The sequence below is a fragment of the Streptomyces sp. NPDC101393 genome (genome assembly GCF_044767385.1).
Lineage (GTDB): Bacteria > Actinomycetota > Actinomycetes > Streptomycetales > Streptomycetaceae > Streptomyces.
Genome location: NZ_JBIWNU010000008.1, coordinates 423,299 through 439,831 on the forward strand (window position 1 = coordinate 423,299; position 16,533 = coordinate 439,831).

Sequence of the window (16,533 nt, forward strand, 5' to 3'; positions counted from 1 at the left end):
GCGCGGCGGGCGGTTACGGTCGGGAGGTGCACGACAAGCCCGGTACCTGCCCTGCGGACGGCCCCGCCGAAGCCCCCTCCGCCACCCCCGCGAGCTGCCCCGCAGCCGCGCACGTCCCGCCCGCCCCCGAGCTCTTCACCTGGGAGTTCGCCACCGACCCGTACCCGGCGTACGCCTGGCTGCGGGAGCACGCGCCGGTGCACCGCACCGCGCTGCCCAGCGGCGTCGAGGCCTGGCTGGTGACCCGCTATGACGACGCGCGGCAGGCACTCGCCGACGCCCGGCTCTCCAAGAACCCGGTGCACCACAGCGAGGCGGCCCACGGCAAGGGCAAGGTCGGCATCCCCGGCGAACGCAGCGCCAACCTCATGACCCACCTGCTCAACATCGACCCGCCGGACCACACCCGGCTGCGCCGCCTGGTGGCGAAGGCCTTCACCCCGCGCCGGGTCGCCGCCTTCGCGCCGCGCGTACAGGAGCTGACCGACGCCCTCATCGACGGCTTCGCCGAACGGGGCGAGGCCGACCTCCTCCACGAGTTCGCCTTCCCGCTCCCCATCTACGCGATCTGCGATCTGCTCGGCGTCCCGCGCGAGGACCAGGACGACTTCCGGGACTGGGCCGGGATGATGCTGCGGCACACCAAGGCCGGGCAGAGCGGCGGTCCGCGCGGCGGCGTGGCGAAGTCCGTGAAGAAGATGCGCGGCTACCTCGCCGAGCTGATCCACCGTAAGCGCGAAACGCTGAGCGAGCGGGCGGACGGCGACGAGGACCTGATCTCCGCCCTGATCCGGGCCTCCGACCACGGCGAGCACCTCAGTGAGAACGAGGTCGCCGCGATGGCGTTCATCCTGCTCTTCGCCGGCTTCGAGACCACCGTCAACCTCATCGGCAACGGCACCTACGCGCTGCTGCGCCACCCCGCCCAGCGCGAACTGCTGCAGAAGTCGATCGCGGCGGGGGACAGCGAGCTGCTGGCCACCGCCGTCGAGGAACTGCTGCGGTACGACGGTCCCGTCGAGCTGGCGACCTGGCGGTTCGCGACCCAGGACCTGACGCTCGGCGGGCAGCGGATCGCCGAAGGGGACCCGGTCCTGGTGGTGCTGGCCGCCGCCGACCGCGACCCGGAGCGGTTTGCCGAGCCGGACACCCTCGACCTCACCCGGCGCGACAACCAGCACCTCGGATACGGACACGGCATCCACTACTGCCTCGGCGCGCCGCTGGCCCGGCTGGAGGGGCAGACCGCCCTCGCGACGCTGCTGACCCGGCTCCCGGACCTCCGGCTTGCGGCGGATCCGGACGATTTGCGCTGGCGCGGCGGGCTCATCATGCGCGGACTGCGGTCACTGCCGGTGGAGTTCACCCCCGCGCCGAGGGGCCCGCAGACCGACGACGACTGATGCGCCATCAGGCAAACCTCCTGACGCGTGACCTTTACGTGATCTCCACTACACCGGCTTGTGACTACCCGTAACCCCGGCTACCTTTCCACCCACGATCGACATGCTTCACCCGATCGGCCGAAGCGATGGCACGATGCACCCGTCCAACGGTGCGTTCCGCGCATCGGCGTACGGACAACTCAACCGCCGCTCGAAAGGCAACCGCATGCGTTCCGGGAACGGCCGACACCGGCGCCCCCGTCAAGCACCGGCCATCTTTGTCACGGCGGGAGTGACCGGCTCGGCCATCGCGCTGCCCCTGCTCGGCGCGGGCAGCGCACACGCCGCCGACACCGCCACCTGGGACCGCGTCGCCCAGTGCGAGAGCGGCGGGGTGTGGAGCTCGGCCTCGGGCAACGGCTTCTACGGCGGCCTGCAGCTGACGCAGGACATGTGGGACGACCACGGCGGCGCGACCTACGCCTCGCGCCCCGACTACGCCAGCCGCTCCCAGCAGATATCCGTGGCCGAGGCGATCCTCGACGACCTCGGCCCCGATGCCTGGCCGAGCTGCGCGGTGAACGCCGGGCTGACCCAGGACGGCCGCGCGCCGAGCGTCGACCCGGGCGGCACCAGCAGCCCGCGTCCCGACCCGTCGGAGTCCTCGGACACCGACGACTCCTCGAACCCCTGGGACCCGTCCGGTTCGTCGTCCGACGACCCCGACCCGTCGGACACCTCCGACGGGACGCCCGCGCCGGAGGCCTCGGACCCGTTCGAACCGACCGACCCCACGGACTCCTCCGACGCGCCCGAGGCGGACGAGCCCTCCGACTCCGCGACGCCGGGCGACGACGAGGGCGACCACCGCGGGGACCGGACCGACGGCAGCGACCGCGGGGACGACCGCGGGGAAGACAGCGGTCGTGGTGACGGGGAGAGCGGTTCGCCCTCCGACTCCGGCTCCGCCGACCGCGAGCCGAGCGAGACACCCACCAAGGGCAAGCACCGCGGCGGCAGCGACGACGCCGATGAGGACAAGAGCGACGGCAAGAGCGCCGGCCGGGGCGACGCGGACGCGGGCGGCTCGGGCGACGAGGACCGGCCGTCGGGCCGGCACGCCTCGCGCGGCGACGACGCGCACCGCACGGAGCCGGCCGACGGCGAGTACACCGTGCGTGCGGGTGACAGCCTGTCAGCCATCGCCGAGCGCCATGAGCTGGCCGGCGGGTGGACCGCGCTGTACGACCGCAATGAGGACGTCGTCGGCGACGACGCGGACCTGATCCACCCGGGGCAGCTGCTCAATCTGGGGAACTGAGAAGGGGAGTTCGGACACCTTCGCCCCATTTGAGGAAAGTGAGACATGGATCTCGTTCCGGGGCGTGGTGTCCGACCTGCCGCCCGATTCGATACCGGGTGCCACCTGCGGAAATGTGAGCAACCCGTGATCAAAAAGGGTCAACTTGGTTCAGAAGGTGGGGTTTGAACACCAAGGGGGTTCCTGCTTAACGTCAGGACCGCTCGCCAAAGCGGGCCCTTCGATCGCATCGCCGAATCCTGCCGGCGGTCGGAGGCAGTCGACGCGCAAGCGCCGAAGGCAGGAGCGGGGGACCCAAGGTAAGTGCCGGCCCCACCCGCGAAAGCGGGTCAACCGGCTTGGGGTGAAGCCATGTGTCATGCACACACGGCCGGGCAACTCACATGGCCCGAACCCGACAGCTCACCTCGTAGGCGTCGGTGAGGAAACGAACGAACCATGCTGATCATCAAGGGCAAGCACCGTCGTCCGTCCAAGGCCGTCCGCGTCGCCACCCTCGCGGGTATCGCCGGTGCCGCCGTGGCCGTCCCGCTGATGGGCGCCACTTCCGCCTCCGCCGCCTCCGTCTCCACCTGGGACCAGGTCGCCCAGTGCGAGTCCGGCGGCAACTGGTCGATCAACACCGGTAACGGCTACTACGGTGGCCTGCAGTTCTCGAACTCCAGCTGGGCCGCCGCCGGTGGTACCCAGTACGCCGCCCGCGCCGACCTGGCCACCAAGAGCCAGCAGATAGCCGCCGCCGAGAAGCTCCTCGCCATCCAGGGCCCGGGTGCCTGGTCCTGCGCCGGCGCCGGCAACCTGACCTCCGGTGGCCCCGCCGCCGACGTCGACACCTCCGGCAACGACGCGAAGACCGACTCCGCGCCGAAGCAGGAGGCCCCGGCCAAGCCCGAGGCCAAGGAGGCCCCGGCGCCCGAGCGGACCCCCGCGCCGAAGAAGTCCAACAGTTCCGGCAACTACACCGTGAAGGCCGGCGACACCCTCGCCAAGATCGCCAAGGCGCACGGCAAGGACTGGAAGTCCGTCTACTCGGAGAACAAGTCCGTCATCGGCGGCAACCCGAACCTGATCTTCCCCGGCCAGCAGCTCAACGTCTGAGCCGTCGTCCCCCTCATCGGGACCCCGTGAGACGGCCCCGCCCGGCGCGACCCCCGACGCGCCGGGCGGGGCTTCTCCGTTCCCCGGGCCGCGCGCCCCGCAGCCCCGTGACCGGCCGCTCAGTTCGAGATTTCCCGTTCCGCGAACAATGCGCCATACGCCCTGTGAACTGGGCCTTTGGGCCTCTTTTCGTCCCGCTGAGCGGGCCGAGGGCAAGCGGATCGGCCCGAGCCCGTTAGGCTCGTGCTGCAACTCCAGACACCCACGAAGGAGACAACGTGCCGTCCATCGACGTCGTCGTAGCCCGCGAAATTCTCGACTCGCGAGGTAATCCCACGGTCGAGGTCGAGGTCGGCCTCGACGACGGCAGCACGGGCCGTGCCGCCGTGCCGTCCGGCGCCTCGACCGGCGCCTTCGAGGCCATCGAGCTCCGCGACGGCGACCCGAGCCGTTACCAGGGCAAGGGCGTGGAGAAGGCCGTCCTGGCCGTCATCGAGCAGATCGGCCCGGAGCTCGTCGGCTACGACGCGACCGAGCAGCGGCTGATCGACCAGGCGATGTTCGACCTGGACGCCACGGACAACAAGGGCTCGCTCGGCGCCAACGCCATCCTCGGCGTCTCCCTCGCCGTCGCGCACGCCGCCTCCGAGGCCAGTGACCTCCCGCTGTTCCGCTACCTCGGTGGCCCGAACGCGCACGTCCTGCCCGTCCCGATGATGAACATCCTCAACGGTGGGTCGCACGCCGACTCCAACGTCGACATCCAGGAATTCATGATCGCCCCGATCGGCGCGGAGTCCTTCTCCGAGGCGCTGCGCTGGGGCGCCGAGGTCTACCACACCCTCAAGAAGGTCCTGAAGGAGCGCAGCCTCTCCACCGGTCTCGGCGACGAGGGCGGCTTCGCCCCGAACCTGGGCTCCAACCGCGAGGCCCTCGACCTGATCCTCGAGGCCATCAAGCAGGCCGGTTACGCCCCGGGCCAGGACATCGCGCTCGCGCTGGACGTCGCCGCCTCCGAGTTCTACAAGGACGGCTCGTACGCCTTCGAGGGCAAGAACCGCTCGGCCGCCGAGATGACCGAGTACTACGAGGGCCTCGTCGCGGACTACCCGCTCGTGTCCATCGAGGACCCGCTGTTCGAGGACGACTGGGCCGGCTGGAACGTCATCACCGAGAAGCTCGGCGCCAAGGTGCAGCTCGTCGGTGACGACCTCTTCGTCACCAACCCCGAGCGCCTGGCCCGCGGCATCGAGGAGAACTCCGCCAACGCGCTGCTGGTGAAGGTCAACCAGATCGGCTCGCTGACCGAGACCCTGGACGCCGTCGAGCTGGCCCAGCGCAACGGCTTCAAGTGCATGATGTCGCACCGCTCCGGTGAGACCGAGGACGTCACCATCGCCGACCTCGCCGTCGCCACCAACTGCGGCCAGATCAAGACCGGCGCCCCGGCCCGCTCCGAGCGCGTCGCCAAGTACAACCAGCTGCTGCGCATCGAGGAGATCCTCGACGACGCCGCGGTCTACGCCGGCCGCTCCGCGTTCCCGCGCTTCAAGAGCTGATCGGCAGCGGCTCCGCCGCACCTCGAAGCGTCCCCGGCAACGGTCCCGTACCGTTGCCGGGGACGGCTTTGCTTCCGAAGAGCTCGGCACGGAGCAGGGCCCCCGCGTAGGTTCTCAAGCCGGCGACACAGGGGAGGCGATGTGCCCGCGGACCGGTTCTCGACCGCGACCCGGCTCAAGGCGCTCGGAGAGCAGGCGGCCGCCCGGGTCTACCGTGCCCGGCAGCCCCGCCGCAACCGCCTCACCGGACGCGCCGCGCTGCTGGCCATGGTGATGTGCTCGCTCGTCGTCGCGCTCGCCTATCCCATAAGGCAGTACATCTCGCAGCGTTCGGACATCACCGACCAGCGTCGCGAAGCCGAGACCGCCGGCCGGGAGCTGGACCGGCTGCGCGACCAGAAGTCCCGCTGGCAGGATCCGGAGTACGTCCGGCAGCAGGCCCGGCGGCATCTGCACTTCGTCGCGCCGGGGGAGACCGGATACATCGTCCAGGACGGTTCCGGCACGGCCACAGCGAAGAAGGGGCCGCCGACGGCACAGCGCCCCTGGTACGAGAACCTGTGGGACGGCGTCGACTCCGCCGACAAGCGGTAGCCCGTACGCCGGGATTCCGCACCGCACTCCCGCCCCCTCCGCACCACTCACCTCACCGAAAGCGCACATGGACACCGCCCCGCCCCAGACCGAGCCCACCGAGCCCACCGCCGCGGACATCGCCGCCTTCAAGCAGCAGTTGGGCCGCCCGCCGCGCGGGCTGCGTGCCATCGCGCACCGCTGCCCCTGCGGGCAGCCGGACGTCGTCGAGACGGCGCCGCGCCTGGAGGACGGCACCCCCTTCCCCACGCTCTACTACCTCACCTGCCCGCGCGCGGCCTCCGCGATCGGCACGCTGGAGGCCAACGGCGTGATGAAGGAGATGACCGAGCGGCTGGCGAGCGACCCCGAGCTGGCCGCCGCCTACCGCGCGGCCCACGAGGACTACATCCGGCGGCGGGACGCCATCGATGTGCTGCAGGGCTTCCCGAGCGCGGGCGGGATGCCCGACCGGGTCAAGTGCCTGCACGTGCTCGTCGGCCATTCCCTCGCGGCCGGACCGGGCGTCAACCCGCTCGGCGACGAGGCGATCGCGATGCTGCCGGAGTGGTGGCGGAAGGGGCCCTGCGTGACCCTCTGCCAGGACACCGCCGAAGGAGACGCCAAGTGAAGCGGGTCGCCGCCATCGACTGCGGTACGAACTCCATCCGGCTGCTGGTCGCGGACGCCGACCCGGAGACCGGGGAGCTGAAGGACCTGGACCGCCGGATGCAGATCGTCCGGCTGGGCCAGGGCGTGGACCGCACCGGCCGGCTGGCGCCCGAGGCGCTGGAGCGCACCTTCGCGGCCTGCCGGGAGTACGCCGCGGTGATCAAGGAACTGAGCGCCGAGCGGGTCCGCTTCGTGGCGACGTCCGCGTCGCGGGACGCGGACAACCGCGACGACTTCGTCCGCGGCGTGGTCGACATCCTGGGTGTCGAGCCCGAGGTGATCACCGGTGACCAGGAGGCGGAGTTCTCCTTCACCGGCGCCACCAAGGAACTCACCGGCCGCGCCGACCTGGAACTCCCGTACCTCGTCGTGGACATCGGAGGCGGCTCGACCGAGTTCGTCCTCGGCGGCGACGCGGTCCGCGCCGCCCGCTCGGTGGACGTCGGCTGCGTGCGGATGACCGAGCGGCATCTGCTGCGCGACGGCGTGATCACCGATCCGCCGTCCCCGGACCAGATCGCCGCCATAAAGGCCGACATCGCCAGGGCGCTGGACCACGCCGAGGAGGCGGTGCCGCTGGCCGAGGCCGCCACCCTCGTCGGCCTCGCCGGTTCGGTGACCACGATCGCCGCCATCGCGCTGGGCCTGACGGGCTACGACTCCGAGGCCATCCACCACTCCCGGATCCCGCTGGCCAGGGTCCGCGAGATCACCGGCGACCTGGTGGCGTCCACGCACGCGCAGCGGGCGGCGAACCCCGTCATGCACCCGGGCCGGGTCGACGTCATCGCCGCGGGCGCCCTCGTCCTCCTGTCGATCATGGAGCGGACGGGCGCCGAGGAGGTCGTCGTCAGCGAGCACGACATCCTGGACGGGATCGCCTGGAGCATCGCCTGAGGGATACGGGCCGGTGAACGGGCAGGGGCCGGCGCGCTGCCAGGGGGCATCCCCGGGAGGCGCGCCGGCCCTTTCGTTTTCCCGTGTCCGGCCCCCTCCGCCGAGCCCCGAATCGCCCCGCTGACCACGGACTTCTGAGCGGGGGTGGGTGTCGTCTGAGCGCTCCGTGGGGGCCTTGGGAGGGCCTGGCACCCGGGTCCGGCGACCAAGTTCGTGAAATCCTTCACATGAAAAAGGCGCCTGTTGGCCGAAGAAACTCGTCTTCTGGCCCTCAATCGAAGGTCCTAGGCCCCTCGCGCCCGGAAATTGCGGGGTTTCAGGGGCGTTACAGCCGCCCTTGTGCGGGGCCTGGTTCGGTCGCTCGCGCGCCCACAATCCCTGATCAGTGGGGGTTCCCAACGCTTCGCCTTATACGGTGGTTCCCCGGGCGCGCTATGGCGTCGGTCACGAAGCCGGCGGAGTGTAGCAGATACCCCCTCAGTGCTTGTGAAGGGGCTCACGAGCGACCCCCCATGTGGGGGTGGATACTCGATTGCATGAGCACCACGGAGCGTCCCAGGATCCTCGTTGTAGGCGGTGGGTACGTAGGCCTGTACGCGGCACGCCGCATCCTCAAGAAGATGCGGTACGGCGAGGCGACTGTCACGGTCGTCGACCCGCGCTCGTACATGACGTACCAGCCCTTCCTCCCTGAAGCTGCGGCCGGCAGCATCTCTCCCCGCCACGTCGTGGTTCCGCTACGACGCGTGCTGCCCAAGGCGGAGGTTCTCACCGGCCGGGTCACGACCATCGATCAGGACCGCAAGGTCGCCTCGATCGCCCCGCTGGTCGGCGAGGCGTACGAGCTGCCCTTCGACTACCTGGTCATCGCGATGGGCGCGGTCTCCCGCACCTTCCCGATTCCCGGTCTGGCCGAGAACGGCATCGGCATGAAGGGCGTGGAAGAGGCCATCGGCCTGCGCAACCATGTCCTGGAGCAGCTGGACAAGGCCGACTCCACGACCGACGAGGATGTCCGCCGCAAGGCGCTGACCTTCGTCTTCGTGGGCGGTGGCTTCGCGGGTGCGGAGACCATCGGCGAGGTCGAGGACATGGCCCGCGACGCCGCGAAGTACTACACCAACGTCAAGCGCGAGGACATGCGCTTCCTGCTGGTCGACGTCGCCGACAAGATCCTCCCCGAGGTCGGTCCCAAGCTCGGCGCCTACGGCAAGGAGCACCTCGAAGGCCGCGGCGTCGAGGTCTACCTCAAGACCGGCATGGACTCCTGCGTCGACGGTCACGTCGTGCTCAACAACGGCCTTGAGGTCGACTCCAACACCATCGTGTGGACCGCGGGCGTCAAGCCCAACCCGGCGCTCTCCCGCTTCGGTCTGCCGCTGGGCCCGCGCGGCCACGTCGACACCCAGACGACGCTCCAGGTCCAGGGCACCGACTACATCTGGGCCGCCGGCGACAACGCCCAGGTCCCGGACATGGTCGGCCGCAAGGCCGGCAATGAGAACGCCTGGTGCCCGCCGAACGCGCAGCACGCGCTCCGGCAGGCCCGCGTCCTCGGCGACAACGTCATCTCCGGGATGCGCGGCTTCCCGCAGAAGGACTACAGCCACGCCAACAAGGGTGCGGTCGCCGGTCTGGGCCTGCACAAGGGCGTCGCGATGATCGTCCTGGGCAAGACCAAGATCAAGCTCAAGGGCCGTCTCGCCTGGTACATGCACCGCGCGTACCACGGCATGGCGATGCCGACGTTCAACCGCAAGATCCGGGTCTTCGCCGACTGGACCCTTGCCATGTTCCTCAAGCGCGAGGTCGTCTCGCTCGGCGCCATGGAGAACCCCCGCGAGGAGTTCTACGAGGCGGCCAAGCCGGCCCCCGCGCCGGCCGCGGCCGGCTCCGGCGACAAGCCGAAGGCCAAGGCTTCCTGAACGACCGGCCGGTGACCTCGGCCTGAACCTCCGGTCGGCTTACGCCGACCAGCCCGAAGGGCGTCCGCCATCCGTGGGGCGGGCGCCCTTTGGCGTGTCCGCTCTGGCGGGCGGTGGGCGCTTTGCTGTTCCCTTACGAAGGAACGGGACTATATCGGCGCCCAATTGGCGTTTACGTGGTGGGTGAAACTTCTTTGCCCCACGCGTCAACGCTCTCACCACGGAGGTGTGCGACATGGCCGACGCCGCTGGACGGCTCACCAAGCTCGCCGAGGAGGTGCTGGGATGCCCGCTCCCGGTACGCATCCGGGCCTGGGACCGCAGCGAGTCGGGGCCTCCGGGGGCACCCACCCTGGTGATCAAAAATCGCCGGGCGCTGCGCCGTCTGCTGTTCAAGCCGGGCGAGTTGGGCCTGGCCCGCGCCTGGGTGGCCGGCGACATCGATATCGAGGGCGACCTCTACGCCGCACTCGACGTGCTGGCCGGACTGATCTGGGAGCGCGGCACCGCCGCCCCCAAGCCCCGGCGCGCGGCCGCGCTCCGCGCCCTGGCCCGCCCCGAGGTCCGCTCCGCCGCCCGGGAACTGCTGAGCCTGTCCGGTCTGCCGCTCCCGCCGGCGCCTCCGGCGGAGGAGGCCGGCAGCCGCCGCGGCCCGCTGCACACCCTGCTCCGCGACAAGGAATCCATCAGCCACCACTACGACGTCGGCAACGACTTCTACGCGCTGGTGCTCGGCCCGTCGATGGTCTACTCCTGCGCCTACTGGGAGAGTCCTGACGGCACCCTGGAGGACGCCCAGCGCGACAAGCTCGACCTGATCTGCCGCAAGCTCGGCCTCAAGGAGGGCCAGCGGCTGCTGGACGTGGGCTGCGGCTGGGGCTCGATGGTGCTGCACGCCGCGCGCGAATACGGCGTACGGGCCGTCGGCATCACCCTCTCCGAGGAGCAGGCCACCTACGCCCGCAAGCGCATCGCCGAGGCCGGGCTCGCCGACCGTATCGAGATCCGGGTGCAGGACTACCGCGAGATCCATGACGAGCCGTTCGACGCGATCTCCTCCATCGGCATGGCCGAGCACGTCGGGCGGTCGCTGTACGCCGAGTACGCGAGTGCGCTGTACGCCCTGCTCAAGCCCGGCGGCCGGCTGCTCAACCACCAGATCGCCCGCCGCCCGCTGGAGGACGAGGAGGCCTACCACGTCGACGAGTTCATCGACCGGTATGTGTTCCCGGACGGCGAGCTGGCACCCATCGGCCGTACCGCGGGCGCCCTGGAGGACGCCGGGTTCGAGGTGCGGGACGTCGAGGTGCTGCGGGAGCACTACGCGCTGACGCTGCGCCGCTGGGTCGCCAACCTGGAGAACCACTGGGCCGAGGCCGTCAAGCTCACCACCCCCGGGCGGGCCCGGGTGTGGCGGCTCTACATGGCCGCGTCCGCGCTGTCCTTCGAGCGCAACAAGATAGGGATCAACCAGGTGCTGGCGGTGCGGACCCCGGAGTCCGGGGCGGCCGGGCTGCCGCTGCGGCCGCGGGCCTGGCAGGGCTGAGAGCGCCGTCCGCAAAGGCCGGGGCCCGTGTCACGACCATGTCGTGGCACGGGCCCCGGTCCGTCCGGCGGGTCGGGCCGGTTCACTCCGCCTTGATCGCCTCCAGCATGTTCAGCCGGGCCGCGCGGCGGGCCGGCCACAGGGCGGCCAGCACCCCGACGACCGCGGCCAGCGCGAGGAAGAGGCCCATCCGGCCCCACGGCAGGACCAGTTCGTACGTCGCGAGCGAACCGCCGATCAGCTCACCGGCCGCCCAGCCGAAGAACACACCCAGGCCGATGCCGAGCACCCCGCCGAACATCGAGATCACCAGCGACTCCAGGCGCACCATGCGCTTGATGCCGCGCCGGTCCAGGCCGATGGCGCGCAGCATGCCGATCTCCTGCGAGCGCTCGAAGACCGACATCGCCAGGGTGTTGATGACGCCGAGCACGGCGACGATCACGGCCATGGCCAGCAGGCCGTAGAGCATGTTCAGCATCAGGTTGAACATCTTCGCGATGTCGTCCGAGACGTCCTTCTTGTCGGAGACGGAGATCGCGGGGTTCTTGCCCAGCGCCTTGACCAGGGAGTCCTTGGTCGCGTCGGTGGCGCCGTCCTTCGTCTTGACCATCACCTGCATGTCGGTGATCTGCTTCTGGTGCGGGGCCAGGACGGAGTTGTCGAGGATGATCCCCTTGATCATCTGGTTGCCGGTGTAGACCCCGGAGACCGTCAGCGTGCCCTTCTTGCCGTCCTCGAAGGTGACCGGGAGGCGGGAGCCGACCTTCCAGCCCTTCTCCTTGGCGATGCTGTCGTCCACGACGGCGCCGCCGCCGCGCAGATCGCCGAGCGAGCCCTTGGCGAAGTCGAGTTGGGTGAGCTTGCCGAAGTCCTTGCCATTGACGCCGGTGAGGTACTGGGTGCCGGAGCCGATCCGCGCAGGGGAGTTGCGCAGCGGGCTGGAGGCGGTGACCTCGTCCAGGCCGCTGATCTTCTTCGCGACGTCCGGGGAGAGCGGCGTCATCCCGGCCATGGAGACGACGTAGTCGGCCTTCAGGGAGGCGGTGGCCATCTTGTCGATGCCCTTTTGGACGCTGCCCGCGATGACCGTGAGGCCCGTGATGAGGGTGAGCCCGACCATCAGCGCCGAGGCCGTGGCGGCCGTACGCCGCGGATTGCGGACGGCGTTCTGCCGGGCGAGCTTGCCCGGCATGCCGAACATCCGCAGGACGGGGGCGGCCAGCGCGATCAGCGGGCGGGACAGCAGCGGCGTCAGGACGAACACGCCGATCAGCAGCAGCACCGCGCCCAGGCCCATGAGCGCCTTGCCGTCGTCCATGCCGGTGGCGACCAGCACACCGGCGGCGCCCGCACCGGCGAGGACCGCGCCGAGGGAGTTGCGGACCACCAGCGACTTCGTCGTGGCGGTGGCGTGCACGCTGTTCATCGCGGCGACCGGCGGGATCTTCGCGGCGCGGCGGCCCGGCAGCCAGGCGGCCAGGACCGTCACGACGATGCCGACGAGCAGCGAGACGACGATCGTGGACGGCGCGACGACCAGCGGGCCGTCCGGGACCGTCGCCCCGGTGCCGTTCATCAGGGTGCGCAGCCCCGCGCCGATGCCGATACCGGCCGCGAGCCCGGCGACACCGGCGATCGCGCCGACCACGAACGCCTCCAGCAGCACCGAGCGGGTGACCTGGCGGCGGCTGGCGCCGACCGCGCGCATCAGCGCCAGCTCCTTGGTGCGCTGGGCGACGAGCATGGTGAAGGTGTTGGCGATGATGAAGATGCCGACGAAGAGGGCGATACCGGCGAAGGCCAGCAGCCCGGTCTTCATCCCGTCCATGCCCTTGGCGATCTGCTCGGCCTGGTCGTCGGCGAGCTTCTTGCCGGTGGTGGCCTCGGCGCCGTCCTTGGGCAGGACCTTGTCGACGGCGTCCTTCAGCGCGCTCTGGGACGTTCCCGCGGCCGCCTTCACGTCGATCTCGTCGAACTGCCCGGGGGCGGCGAACAGCTTCTGCGCGGTCGCGGTGTCGAACAGCGCCAGGCTGCCGCCGGCCGCGACGGTGCCGTCGTCGGTGGAGAAGATGCCGGTCAGCCGGGTCTCCCGGACCGGGCCGTCGACGGAGAGCCGGACGGTGTCGCCGACCTTGTAGCCGGCCTTCCGCGCGGTGTGCGCGTCCAGCGCGAACTGGTGGGCGCCGTGGGGCGCGACGCCGTCGTGCAGCGGATAGCGGGCGTCCTTGCCGTCCTTGGCGGGAGAGTAGTTGCCGCCGCGGGTCGAGAAGCCGTCACCGATCAGCTTGCCGCTCTTGTCGGCGACCGCGGTGAAGCCCGAGACGCTGCCGGTGGCCGAGGCGGCGCCGGGCACGGCGGCCGCCTTGTCGAGCAGCTTCTGGTCGAGCTTGGAGGCGGCGCCGGGCCGGCCGGTCTCCTTGTCGGAGCTGTGCGGCTGGATGGCCACGTCGACGTTGTCGTAGCCCTTTTGGGAGCTGGACTGGAAGGCGTCGGAGATGGTCGAGGTGAAGACCAGGGTGCCGGAGACGAAGGCCACGCCGAGCATGACGGCGAGGACGGTCATCAGCAGCCGGGCCTTGTGCGCGAGCACATTGCGCAAGGCGGTACGGAACATGAGGTAGTCAGTCCTGGAGGTGAGGTCCGGAGTAGAGGGGGCCGAGGTCAGGTCGCGTCGGGCCTGATCAGCTCGTGCGCCCCTTGGCGTCGAAACCCTTCATCCGCTCCAGCACCATGTCGGCGGTCGGATCGGGCATGTCGTCGACGATCCGGCCGTCGGCGAGGAATATGACGCGGTCGGCGTACGAGGCGGCGACCGGGTCGTGCGTCACCATCACCACGGTCTGGCCCAGCTCGCGCACGGAGTTGCGCAGGAAGCCCAGCACCTCCGCACCGGAGCGCGAATCGAGGTTGCCGGTGGGCTCGTCGGCGAAGATGATCTCCGGCCGGGAGGCGAGCGCGCGGGCGACCGCGACGCGCTGCTGCTGGCCGCCGGAGAGCTGGCTGGGACGGTGTTTGAGCCGGCCGGCCAGTCCGACGGTCTCCACGACGCGGTCCAGCCAGGCGCGGTCGGGCTTTCGGCCCGCGATGTCCATCGGCAGGGTGATGTTCTCCAGCGCGGTCAGCGTCGGCAGCAGGTTGAAGGCCTGGAAGATGAAGCCGATCTTGTCCCGCCGCAGCTGGGTGAGCTTCTTGTCCTTCAGCCCGGTCAGCTCGATGTCACCGATCCGGGCGGAGCCGCCGGAGATCGCGTCCAGCCCCGCCATGCAGTGCATCAGGGTCGACTTGCCGGACCCGGAGGGGCCCATGATCGCGGTGAACTGGGCCTGGTGGAAGTCGACGGAGACGGCGTCCAGGGCGACCACCTGAGTCTCGCCCTGTCCGTAGACCTTGGTCAGGTCCGTTGCGCGGGCGGCCACCGCGGTGGCGCGGGTGGCGGTCGAGACGCCGGAGTGGGTGGTGGTCACGGGCGGGAGCTCCTGTCGGGACGGCGGACCGGCTGAGCCGGCGGATCCGGTCGGCCGGCCGGGCCGCGGTGGCCCGGCCGGCCGCGGAAAGCGGACGGCTTCCATCGTCAGCCCGGCAACGGGCCCGGACGTCAACCCCTGTGACCGTCCTGCACGACCCCCTGGGCGTAGCCGTACGCCGCCCGCTCCTACCTGGGGAGGAGACGAACCCTGACGTCCGTACCGCGCCCGGCCCCCGGGACGGGGCGCGGGACGCGGTACGGAAGGGTGCGGAGACGGGGTCAGGGCGGGCCCACGGCAGGGGCCTCGACCGGACGTCGAGTTTCCGTCAATTCGGGCAGGAATTTCGCCCCGGCGTTCTCCGGCGGCGAAGTGCGCTCAGGCATGTGCCGAAGGCCCATCCCGGTGACTGATGCACCCTCAGTTGCCAATAAAATAAGACAACCTCGGGAAGAGCGGCCGATCTACGTGGTGCCCTGCGGGCTACGCTCGTGCTGCCCTCTTTGAGGTGGCATGGGGGATCCCAGGCCCGGATGGTGGAATGCAGACACGGCGAGCTTAAACCTCGCTGGCCTACGGGCCGTGCCGGTTCAAGTCCGGCTCCGGGCACTCCTCTCGACAAGCGGTGTGACGGAGTCCGGGGGCGCTACCGCACCGCGACTTCGCCGCGCGGGCGCGTTGCGGATACCAAAAAGAGCTTGAATCTTGGATTTTTTCGGCGCCCGGTGAATGCGGCAGGAAATGCGCTTCCCGGCTCACCGCGCCGAAATCGATATCGCTCGGTTTCGTCCATTCGCCGCGTACATCCGCCTCGTGCATCCCGCCCCGCGGATCCACCCGTGCATGCGCCCCGGCGCCTTTGCCGCGTACCCCGGAGCGCGGTACGCCACCCGTCCCTCCGGTCGTGGCGGCAGCGTACGCCCCGGGCCGGGGGAAGCCTCAGCCCGTTGACCCGGCACCCGCCGGGGAGTGGCCCGGAGTCCGGGCGACGGCCAGCATGCGGCGGTGCGCGGGCTCGAAGGGCAGGCCGCCGTCACCGAGCAACTGCACGTCGGTGAAGCCCGCTTCGCGCAGCCACTGCTCGATCTCGTCCGGTGTGAGCATGCGCAGCGACCAGCGGCATTCGCGCAGGATCCGGTCGCGTACCACCGTGCGCCGGGATTCGAGCCGGTTGCGGGCCGCGTCGAAGGTGACCTCGTCGAGCATGAAATCGGGCCCCACCCGCTGGAGCCCCAACTGCGGGCGTCCGGAGCTTCCCAGGGCCCGCTGGTGCGCCGGGTTGAGGATGTCCAGCAGCAGCCGGCCGCCGGGGCGCAGGGCGCCGCGCAGATTGCTCAGGATCAGACGGCTGTCGGCGTCGCTGCTGTATCCGAAGGAGGTGAACCACACCAACGCGGCGTCATAGGCGCCATCGGCATCCAGTTCGCGCAGGTCCGCGGCGTCGAAGACGGCGGGCAGGCGCTGCTCGCCGGCCCGGGTGCGGGCGGAGGCCACCAGCGCGGGGTTGCGGTCGACGCCGTGCACGTGGATGCCGCGGCGGGCCAGTTCCAGGCCGATGCGTCCGTAGCCGCATGCCGCGTCCAGCACCCGCATGCCGGGTTTCATCCTCCCGGCGCGTACCGCGATATCCGCCTCCGCGCGGTTGAACTCCCTGTCGTGACCGGAGCTCATGAAGTATTCGTAGTCGGTGTCGAAGACCTCGTCCAGGTCGGTCTCCCGCATCCGCCCGCCGTCCGCGAGCGGCGTCCGCCGTATCTCTTCCGTCTGCTGCACCCTGCGTCCCCTCATCCGCCGCCGCTCCACGGCGCGCGGGGCCCGGTACGGCCGGGCCGTTTCTCGTCGGCCCGGTCCCGGCTCCGCCGGCGGTGCGACTGTGACATGCGAGCGCATTCCATCACACCGCCCGCGGAGCGGAGAAAACGGAGCCAGGGCGTCAACTGGCCCTTGCCGCACCGGTGTCGGCCTCGGGCGCCGGTTGTCGGCGCGGGGTGACGGCCGGGCCACCCGCAGCTTCCCGGGTGCCCGCGGCGGGCCGGGGCCGTCAGGCGGAAGGGCCGCCGGAGTCCTCCCGGCGGCCCTTCCCCTCGCGT

The 16,533-nt window shown here is 70.6% G+C and carries 12 protein-coding genes, 1 tRNA gene and 1 riboswitch; of the genes, 10 read left to right on the forward strand and 3 right to left on the reverse strand.

What is annotated here, in order from left to right:
* Window positions 1-26: 26 nt before the first annotated feature.
* The 9 genes from ACIRQ7_RS26700 (at window position 27) to ACIRQ7_RS26740 (ending at window position 10,976) form a co-directional block, all read left to right on the forward strand.
* Window positions 27-1,403 carry a cytochrome P450 gene (locus tag ACIRQ7_RS26700; protein ID WP_404265217.1) on the forward strand — a complete coding sequence of 459 codons (1,377 nt, stop codon included), beginning with the start codon at window positions 27-29 and terminating at the stop codon, window positions 1,401-1,403.
* A 274-nt stretch (window positions 1,404-1,677) separates the two neighbouring features.
* Window positions 1,678-2,706, forward strand: coding sequence for a transglycosylase family protein (locus ACIRQ7_RS26705; RefSeq protein WP_404265218.1), 1,029 nt, complete (start codon window positions 1,678-1,680; stop codon window positions 2,704-2,706).
* A gap of 261 nt (window positions 2,707-2,967) precedes the next feature.
* A riboswitch (cyclic di-AMP (ydaO/yuaA leader) is annotated at window positions 2,968-3,137 on the forward strand.
* 7 nt (window positions 3,138-3,144) lie between these two features.
* Window positions 3,145-3,804 (forward strand): transglycosylase family protein, encoded by a 660-nt coding sequence (locus tag ACIRQ7_RS26710; protein ID WP_404265219.1) that lies wholly within the window; start codon window positions 3,145-3,147, stop codon window positions 3,802-3,804.
* Window positions 3,805-4,082: 278 nt separating this feature from the next.
* Complete coding sequence (gene eno, locus ACIRQ7_RS26715) at window positions 4,083-5,363, forward strand: phosphopyruvate hydratase (RefSeq protein ID WP_401472925.1); 1,281 nt, start codon at window positions 4,083-4,085, stop codon at window positions 5,361-5,363.
* A gap of 141 nt (window positions 5,364-5,504) precedes the next feature.
* The gene (locus ACIRQ7_RS26720) at window positions 5,505-5,957 is read left to right on the forward strand and encodes a septum formation initiator family protein (RefSeq protein ID WP_404265220.1); all 453 of its coding nucleotides are present in this window, start codon (window positions 5,505-5,507) and stop codon (window positions 5,955-5,957) included.
* Between the two features lie 67 nt (window positions 5,958-6,024).
* Window positions 6,025-6,567 (forward strand): DUF501 domain-containing protein, encoded by a 543-nt coding sequence (locus ACIRQ7_RS26725; RefSeq protein ID WP_401472931.1) that lies wholly within the window; start codon window positions 6,025-6,027, stop codon window positions 6,565-6,567.
* The gene (locus ACIRQ7_RS26730; protein ID WP_404265221.1) at window positions 6,564-7,505 is read left to right on the forward strand and encodes an exopolyphosphatase; all 942 of its coding nucleotides are present in this window, start codon (window positions 6,564-6,566) and stop codon (window positions 7,503-7,505) included. The genes ACIRQ7_RS26725 and ACIRQ7_RS26730 overlap by 4 nt, the downstream gene beginning before the upstream one ends.
* Window positions 7,506-8,041: 536 nt before the next feature.
* Window positions 8,042-9,430 (forward strand): NAD(P)/FAD-dependent oxidoreductase, encoded by a 1,389-nt coding sequence (locus tag ACIRQ7_RS26735; protein WP_401472937.1) that lies wholly within the window; start codon window positions 8,042-8,044, stop codon window positions 9,428-9,430.
* A 235-nt stretch (window positions 9,431-9,665) separates the two neighbouring features.
* On the forward strand, window positions 9,666-10,976 hold the full coding sequence (locus ACIRQ7_RS26740) for a class I SAM-dependent methyltransferase (protein ID WP_404265222.1): 1,311 nt from the start codon (window positions 9,666-9,668) through the stop codon (window positions 10,974-10,976).
* A gap of 82 nt (window positions 10,977-11,058) precedes the next feature.
* On the opposite strand, the gene ACIRQ7_RS26745 is transcribed toward ACIRQ7_RS26740, so the two are convergent.
* Both ACIRQ7_RS26745 and ACIRQ7_RS26750 read right to left on the reverse strand, forming a co-directional pair.
* Window positions 11,059-13,593, reverse strand: a complete 2,535-nt coding sequence (locus ACIRQ7_RS26745) for an ABC transporter permease (RefSeq protein WP_404265223.1) — start codon at window positions 13,591-13,593, stop codon at window positions 11,059-11,061.
* Window positions 13,594-13,660: 67 nt separating this feature from the next.
* A complete protein-coding gene (locus ACIRQ7_RS26750; protein WP_401472946.1) occupies window positions 13,661-14,443 on the reverse strand; it encodes an ABC transporter ATP-binding protein in 783 nt (260 codons plus the stop codon).
* A 527-nt stretch (window positions 14,444-14,970) separates the two neighbouring features.
* Here ACIRQ7_RS26750 and ACIRQ7_RS26755 point away from each other — a divergent pair.
* Window positions 14,971-15,052 (forward strand) — tRNA-Leu (locus ACIRQ7_RS26755).
* A 330-nt stretch (window positions 15,053-15,382) separates the two neighbouring features.
* Here ACIRQ7_RS26755 and ACIRQ7_RS26760 read toward each other — a convergent pair.
* Entirely contained in the window at window positions 15,383-16,216 is an 834-nt protein-coding gene (locus ACIRQ7_RS26760) for an SAM-dependent methyltransferase (protein ID WP_404265224.1), read from the reverse strand.
* Between the last annotated feature and the right edge of the window lie 317 nt (window positions 16,217-16,533).

Excerpts from the sequence above, each read along its gene's own strand:
- ACIRQ7_RS26725 (WP_401472931.1), top strand. The coding sequence starts at position 6,025 with ATGGACACCGCCCCGCCCCAGACCGAGCCCACCGAGCCCACCGCCGCG.
- ACIRQ7_RS26740 (WP_404265222.1), top strand. The coding sequence starts at position 9,666 with ATGGCCGACGCCGCTGGACGGCTCACCAAGCTCGCCGAGGAGGTGCTG.
- ACIRQ7_RS26735 (WP_401472937.1), top strand. The coding sequence starts at position 8,042 with ATGAGCACCACGGAGCGTCCCAGGATCCTCGTTGTAGGCGGTGGGTAC.
- ACIRQ7_RS26710 (WP_404265219.1), top strand. The coding sequence starts at position 3,145 with ATGCTGATCATCAAGGGCAAGCACCGTCGTCCGTCCAAGGCCGTCCGC.
- ACIRQ7_RS26745 (WP_404265223.1), bottom strand. The coding sequence starts at position 13,593 with ATGTTCCGTACCGCCTTGCGCAATGTGCTCGCGCACAAGGCCCGGCTG.